The following is a 6,478-nucleotide window of genomic DNA, read 5'->3' on the forward strand; positions in this document are numbered from 1 at the left end:
TACCGACTTCATTTAAAGAAATTTTATCTGGAAACCAGCCCAATCAGGCATACAGCACTGTTTGATCTCGTTGATTAACCTTAAGCCGATAGGCTTTCCAAGGTCTGATTAGGGTGCGAAACTTGAGATATTAATAATATTGCTATTGGAAATAAGTTAGCTGTAACTCGTCAGGGTGTAGAGTCAATGCTGCCCTCTGCTCAGAAGTCGAATCTAATTAAAACTGATAACAAATCTCAGTTTAATAATGTACAAGATTTTATTCAATGGATTTCACCATTAGCTGTCAAAGTATCAACTGAGGCTAAACAAGAAGCTCTTTACCCTTCATTAATGATTGCTCAAGCTATTCATGAAAGTGGTGTTGCTCGTGCCATTGGAGAAAGTCAACTTGCTAGACCGCCTTATCATAACCTCTTTGGAATAAAAGCTAGAGGGGATCAAGCGTATGTTTTAACTTGGACATGGGAACATATGAACAATGAGAATATTTCCGTTTTAGCTGGTTTTAGACGCTTTCCTTCATACGAGCAGTCCTTACAGGCTTATGCTCAGTTATTAAGATTTGGTCGAGGAACAGGAGAAGATTTTTATTATAGAGGAACTTGGCAGAGTAATACAAAGGATGTGTGGGAAGTATTAGATAAAGGTGGACTGAGAGGTTACGCTACTGATCCAGCTTACTTTACAGCAATTAGAAGAATAATCAATGAGCATAATCTCACTCAATTTGATAAATAAATTATGACAAAAAATAATTACTTAGAAAGGAACATCTTAAAATGCAATGTATTAATAAGCGACTTAAAAAGTTGCTTCTAGCACTATCTGCCACTATTATGTTATCAGGGAATTTTGGATCGTTCATATCCACTATTGTTTCCGCCTCAGAAAACAATGAAACTGAAGATGTTGTAACTGAAGCCGTTGTTCAGGATGGACTTAATAGTAAAGATGAATCAATTAATGAGGTCACCAGAGAAGAAGTGAGCCGAGAAGGAAGTAACGAAGAGGACATTCAAGATGAAGCACCTACTGATAGAGTAGATGGTGAAACAAAAGAGGTATTCCTGGACGGAGCAGAAGATTCTTATTCAGATATGGAAAAATCATACATGGATTTTTTGAACTCATATGATGAACTAACTGAAGAAGAAATAATAGAAAACCTTGATGCGTTTCAATTATTTATAGATGATGAAGATACCATCCATTCCATGATAGAGGTACTAGAACCAAAAGAATTTGGAGCTAGTCAAAATAAAGATTTAGTTGAAAGATTACAGTTCATTAGAGAAGAAAATAAGCAGAAATCAGTTGTTAACTCCCTGATGACTACTCCACTAGAGGAAGTTTCCAACATGAATATGATGTCTGTCAGTTCAACTGCTAACAATACCACTGTGGAACGAATTGCAGGTCAGAACCGCATGAGAGTGGCTGAAAACATTAGCAGAAGAGGATGGAGCAGTAGCGATACCGTTATCATTGCCAATGGATATAAGTTCACAGATGCACTTTCTGGCACTCCGTTGGCTGCTCATCATAATGCACCAATGTTACTGGTTAGTGATAAGAGAATAGATAGTGAAACATTAACAGAAATTGCCCGTCTGAAAGCTCGAAATATTATAATTTTAGGCGGTCCTCATTCAGTACCAGAACACATCAGTAATACTTTAAAAAACAGAGGATTAAATGTCAGACGGATAGCTGGACAAAACCGCTATGATACATCTAGAATGATAGCTGAAGAAGTGATTTCATTACGCGGACCTTCAACAGCACATTTAGTTAACGGCGACGCATATGCTGATGCTGTGAGTATTTCTACAGTAGCAGGAAGATACAAACAACCAATCTTGTTAACGAGAGCTAATGAGCTTCATCCAGAAGTCAGAAAACTGACAAACACAATTAAAGACTGGCGAATTATTGTTGGGACAACTTCAATAAGCAATACTGATGAAAATCAGCTTAAAAGTAGAGTCAGCAACGCTACACGGTTGGCTGGAAAAGATAGATATGAAGTCAATAAAAGAGTGTTAAATCACTGGGGAATCTCAGGCAGAAAAGTTTATATTGGTTCTGGAACAGCTTTCGCAGACATACTTACTGGATCAATTCTAGCTTCGAGGGAAAATAGTGGAGTGTTACTATTGGATGAGCGAGACAACAATATTCAAACAGCTGAAAACTACGCTAGAAACAAAGGGTTAAATCATTTTATAATTTTAGGTGGCACAAACACCCTTTCTAATAGAATCAATGAAAGATTTAGAGATTTATATAAATCATCGAAAAAAATTATCTATCTAGATCCTGGCCATGGTGGAATAGATTCTGGTCCAGTTTATGGTGGTATATCAGAAAAAACTTTGAATCTATCTCTTGCACGTATTTTAAGAGATTATCTAGTATCTTCAGGTAAATATGAAGTGGTTATGTCTAGAAACAGTGATACATTTTTAACTTTAGAACAAAGAGCAAATGATGCGAATGCTAGAAATGCCGATATATTTGTAAGTATTCATTATAATGCGATGGGGGGAGTTAATGCTGGAAGAGCACGTGGAATAGAAACATTTATCCATCATCGTGTATCCTCCGGGTTCGGTCAGGAAACAAACAGGAATGCGTTCCTTACAAGTGATCCTAGAATTAGAGACAGCCTAAGACTTGCTGATCAGATACATCCTCGATTAATATCAGCAACTAAACTTAATGATCGTGGAATAAAAGGAAACAATTTTGGAGTACTAAGAATGACTAAAATGCCTGCTGTCCTTGTAGAATACGGCTTTATGGATAATGCAACTGAATTATCTATTATTAGAACTACTCAACATCAAAGAATAGCTGCAATGGCAACTAAAAATGGTATAGATTCATACTTTGGATTTTAATATATTAAACATTAAGACTTGGAAGGGAATCAGTTAATGATAATCCTTCTAAGTCTTTTTATGAATAAATATAATATATTCATTAAAGTTGAGTTTTTTCCTTAGTTAAAAGTAAACCTATTGGTATTACGTCAATATCTTGGACACGATTTAAGAGAATTTCTTAATGAAACATGGACCGTTTTGAGGACTCAAGGTTTCGGTAAACGTTCTAACCGCTGACGCATTTTAGAACATTTACCGAAACCATGAGGAAAGCTAAAGTCTTTCTATTTAACCGTCCTATTGATTCCGTCTAACTTAAATGACTGCTTGATCTAAGTATGCTTGCTCAATGGCTAGGGGCGTTCGGTTCCCAAGTGCCGAGTGAATTCTCTTCCGATTGTAGAAGGCTTCAATGTATTGAAATAATTCTCTATAAGCGGTATCGAAATCAGGATAATTATTTTGATAAACTCCTTCCTTTTTTCCGATAGAATGAAAGGATTCGATTACGGCATTATCGTAAGGACTTCCTTTCCGACTGAAACTATGACGAATCCCTTGTTTTTCTAGCGCAGATTCATACGCTTCGCTTGTGTAGTGTGAACCAAGGTCAGAATGGAGAATGAGTCCTTCGGCCGCACCGTATCGTTGGGTTGCCTTGGTTAAAGTATCAAAGACCAGACCCACAGTCATCTGTCGGCTAGATGGAAAAAATAACTAGCGCAATATCTGTAGCAAGCTAAATTGTTGTGATTTATTCACATTTTATAATAATCAAAGACATATAAACTGGTAAACTTATAGATAGATATTTTGAAGAGAGAAGGAAGTCTATGACTAAACAATCAAGATCGAGAAAACATTACAAAAGAAATAATAAACGAACAGCTGGAAAAATCATCTTTTCTATATTTATGCTAATGTTTACTCTTATAGGAGCAATAGCTGCTTATATTGGGTGGCAAGTATACTCAGACCTGAGATCTACAACAGACGAAATGTATAAACCAGTGGAAGCACAGGAGCAGCATACAAGTCGTCAGGAAAGACCTCTTGATGTTGATAAAGGTGAAGACCCATTTTCTGTTCTTATAATGGGTGTCGATACAGATGGTCCAGATAACATGTCAGGGCGCTCAGATACACTCATGCTATTAACTATAAACCCCAATACTGAAAAAACGAGCATAGTCAGTATTCCTAGAGATACCTATACGGAAATCGTCGGACGTGGGACTATGGATAAAATAAATCACGCTTATGCCTTTGGCGGTACAAGCATGACTGTAAATACAGTTCAAAATCTGTTTGATATTCCAGTGGATTATTATGTATCAGTTAATATGGAGGGCATGCAACAAATCGTGGATGCTGTAGGTGGTATAGACGTTGTTCCTTCACTTACATTTTCTCAAGGGGAGTACACATTTGTAGAGGGGCAGACCACTCACATGGATGGGGCTAAAGCTCTGGCGTACTCTAGAATGAGAAAGAATGATCCCTCAGGAGATTACGGAAGACAGCACCGCCAGAGGCAAGTTATTGAAGCCACGATGCAAAGTGTGGCGTCTCTTGACTCTGTAATGAACTATCGATCAATCCTTGGAGCGATGAGTACTAATATGCGTACAAATATGGCCTTTGAAGATATGGTGGATATGTTTAACAACTACCGATCATCTGTATCAAATGTCGAACAGCTTCAGCTTTCAGGTAGCGGAACAATGATGAATGGTGTGTATTATGAAATGATACCCGATGAGGAAATTGCACGTGTGCAGGATCATTTGAAATCTGAACTCGAATTGAATTAACTATTGTATAAAATTTTACTGCCCTGTTGTAGATTCCATCTTAACAGGGTATTATTGTATTGTATGTAAAAATTTCGGAAGGATGAACTAGATGAATATTACTGTAGTAGGCATGGGATATGTTGGTTTATCTAATGCTATTTTACTGGCGCAAAACAACTCAGTTAAAGCCTTAGAAGTTATTAAAGAAAAAGTTGATATGATCAATGAGAAAAAATCTCCCATTGTTGATAAGGAAATATCTGATTATCTTGCAAACAAAGATTTGGACTTGGTGGCAACAACTGACAAAGGGGAGGCATACGGTAATAACCCGGAGTATGTAGTCATTGCTGCACCAACTAATTATGACGACAAAACAAATTACTTCGATACATCACTGGTAGAAGATGTGATTTCAGATGTACTGAAGTATTCCCCGAATTCAACAATGATTATCAAGTCCACTATTCCTGTAGGTTATACTTTGGAACTTAGAAACAAGTTCGATACGGACAACATCATCTTTTCACCAGAGTTCCTTAGAGAAGGAAACGCCTTATATGATAATCTATATCCTAGTCGTATCATCTTAGGTGAAGAGTCAGAACGTGCCCAGAAATTTGCGGACTTACTTGTAGAAGGTGCGCTTAAAAAAGACATTTCTGTTCTTTTAATGAAGTCAACAGAAGCCGAAGCAGTTAAGTTGTTTGCAAATACTTATCTAGCTCTACGTGTGGCGTACTTCAATGAACTGGATACCTACGCTGAAGTGCACAATCTGGATACTCAGTCAATCATTGATGGTGTTTCTTTAGATCCTCGTATCGGTGATCATTATAATAACCCTTCATTTGGTTACGGCGGTTATTGTCTGCCTAAAGATACGAAGCAGTTATTGGCTAACTACGACAAAGTACCAAATAATTTAATCGCAGCTATCGTTGACGCAAATAGCACACGTAAAGATTTCATCGCAGAACAAATCATTGCTAGAAATCCGAAAAAAGTAGGAATTTACCGTCTTGTCATGAAATCTGGTTCCGATAACTTCCGTCAAAGCGCTATCCAGGGAATTATGAAGCGTATCAAGGCTAAAGGGATTGAAGTCGTTGTTTATGAACCGGTATTAACCGAGGACACATTCTTCAGATCAAAAGTTAATAATGATTTGGAATCATTTAAAAATGAAGTAGACGTTATTGTAGCGAACAGAATTACTGAAGATATAGAAGATGTAAAAGAGAAAGTATACACTAGAGATTTGTACAACAATAATTAATTGGACGTGCACTGGTTGGATAGGACTGAATCCTTTCGGTCGATCCGACTAGTGCATTTTAAGTTATGAATATTTAAATCGGTTTGAATGGAAACAGGTTATTTATTTGTATTAAATGTTAGGATCTGTAATTATAATTATTTCAAACTCGAAATGTGTCATTTTTTTGAATTAATCACTTTAATAAATTTTAATATATTGTTCACCCGGTACAAAGTTGTTATTTTATATGCTATTCTGTAATCTATGATAATTTGCTATATAGATATTAGTAATTTCAGTCGGTGTAGCAACAGGAGGATAATATGGAAGAAGAAATCAGTTTAGTAGAATTATTTAATATTATAAAAAAAAGGTTGGGACTAATCATCAGCCTAACATTAGTGTATGTGTCAATACTTTGGCGGAAACTTTTCTCTAGAGATGGTAACTCTTCAATTTTAATATTAAAATGGCTCATTCTGTGTGTTTCATTACCCAAACATTTTCTTCAGTTGTCCCATTGGACTTGA

Annotated in this window: 6 protein-coding genes; 5 read left to right on the forward strand and 1 reads right to left on the reverse strand. The window is 36.5% G+C overall.

What is annotated here, in order from left to right; genetic code table 11:
- The first annotated feature begins 186 nt into the window (after positions 1-186).
- Positions 187-741, forward strand: a complete 555-nt coding sequence (locus ACYQ2O_RS09705) for a glycoside hydrolase family 73 protein (RefSeq protein WP_346025248.1) — start codon at positions 187-189, stop codon at positions 739-741.
- 41 nt (positions 742-782) lie between these two features.
- Positions 783-2,906 carry an N-acetylmuramoyl-L-alanine amidase gene (locus ACYQ2O_RS09710; RefSeq protein WP_346025247.1) on the forward strand — a complete coding sequence of 708 codons (2,124 nt, stop codon included), beginning with the start codon at positions 783-785 and terminating at the stop codon, positions 2,904-2,906.
- A 300-nt stretch (positions 2,907-3,206) separates the two neighbouring features.
- On the opposite strand, the gene ACYQ2O_RS09715 is transcribed toward ACYQ2O_RS09710, so the two are convergent.
- The gene (locus tag ACYQ2O_RS09715; RefSeq protein WP_346025246.1) at positions 3,207-3,584 is read right to left on the reverse strand and encodes an integrase core domain-containing protein; all 378 of its coding nucleotides are present in this window, start codon (positions 3,582-3,584) and stop codon (positions 3,207-3,209) included.
- 140 nt (positions 3,585-3,724) lie between these two features.
- On the opposite strand from ACYQ2O_RS09715, the gene ACYQ2O_RS09720 reads away from it, so the two are divergent.
- The 3 genes from ACYQ2O_RS09720 (at position 3,725) to ACYQ2O_RS09730 (ending at position 6,478) form a co-directional block, all read left to right on the forward strand.
- Positions 3,725-4,705, forward strand: coding sequence for an LCP family glycopolymer transferase (locus tag ACYQ2O_RS09720; protein WP_346025245.1), 981 nt, complete (start codon positions 3,725-3,727; stop codon positions 4,703-4,705).
- A 91-nt stretch (positions 4,706-4,796) separates the two neighbouring features.
- Positions 4,797-5,966: a nucleotide sugar dehydrogenase gene (locus ACYQ2O_RS09725; RefSeq protein WP_346025244.1), complete on the forward strand. Its 1,170-nt coding sequence runs from the start codon at positions 4,797-4,799 to the stop codon at positions 5,964-5,966.
- A gap of 305 nt (positions 5,967-6,271) precedes the next feature.
- The gene (locus ACYQ2O_RS09730; RefSeq protein WP_459796507.1) at positions 6,272-6,478 is read left to right on the forward strand and encodes a hypothetical protein; all 207 of its coding nucleotides are present in this window, start codon (positions 6,272-6,274) and stop codon (positions 6,476-6,478) included.

The organism is Alkalibacterium sp. m-11, assembly GCF_054658155.1.

Bases quoted from the DNA above. Each gene is read 5' to 3' on its own strand.
- ACYQ2O_RS09710 (WP_346025247.1), top strand. From the start codon at position 783: ATGCAATGTATTAATAAGCGACTTAAAAAGTTGCTTCTAGCACTATCT.
- ACYQ2O_RS09720 (WP_346025245.1), top strand. From the start codon at position 3,725: ATGACTAAACAATCAAGATCGAGAAAACATTACAAAAGAAATAATAAA.
- ACYQ2O_RS09730 (WP_459796507.1), top strand. From the start codon at position 6,272: ATGGAAGAAGAAATCAGTTTAGTAGAATTATTTAATATTATAAAAAAA.
- ACYQ2O_RS09725 (WP_346025244.1), top strand. From the start codon at position 4,797: ATGAATATTACTGTAGTAGGCATGGGATATGTTGGTTTATCTAATGCT.
- ACYQ2O_RS09715 (WP_346025246.1), bottom strand. From the start codon at position 3,584: ATGACTGTGGGTCTGGTCTTTGATACTTTAACCAAGGCAACCCAACGA.
- ACYQ2O_RS09705 (WP_346025248.1), top strand. From the start codon at position 187: ATGCTGCCCTCTGCTCAGAAGTCGAATCTAATTAAAACTGATAACAAA.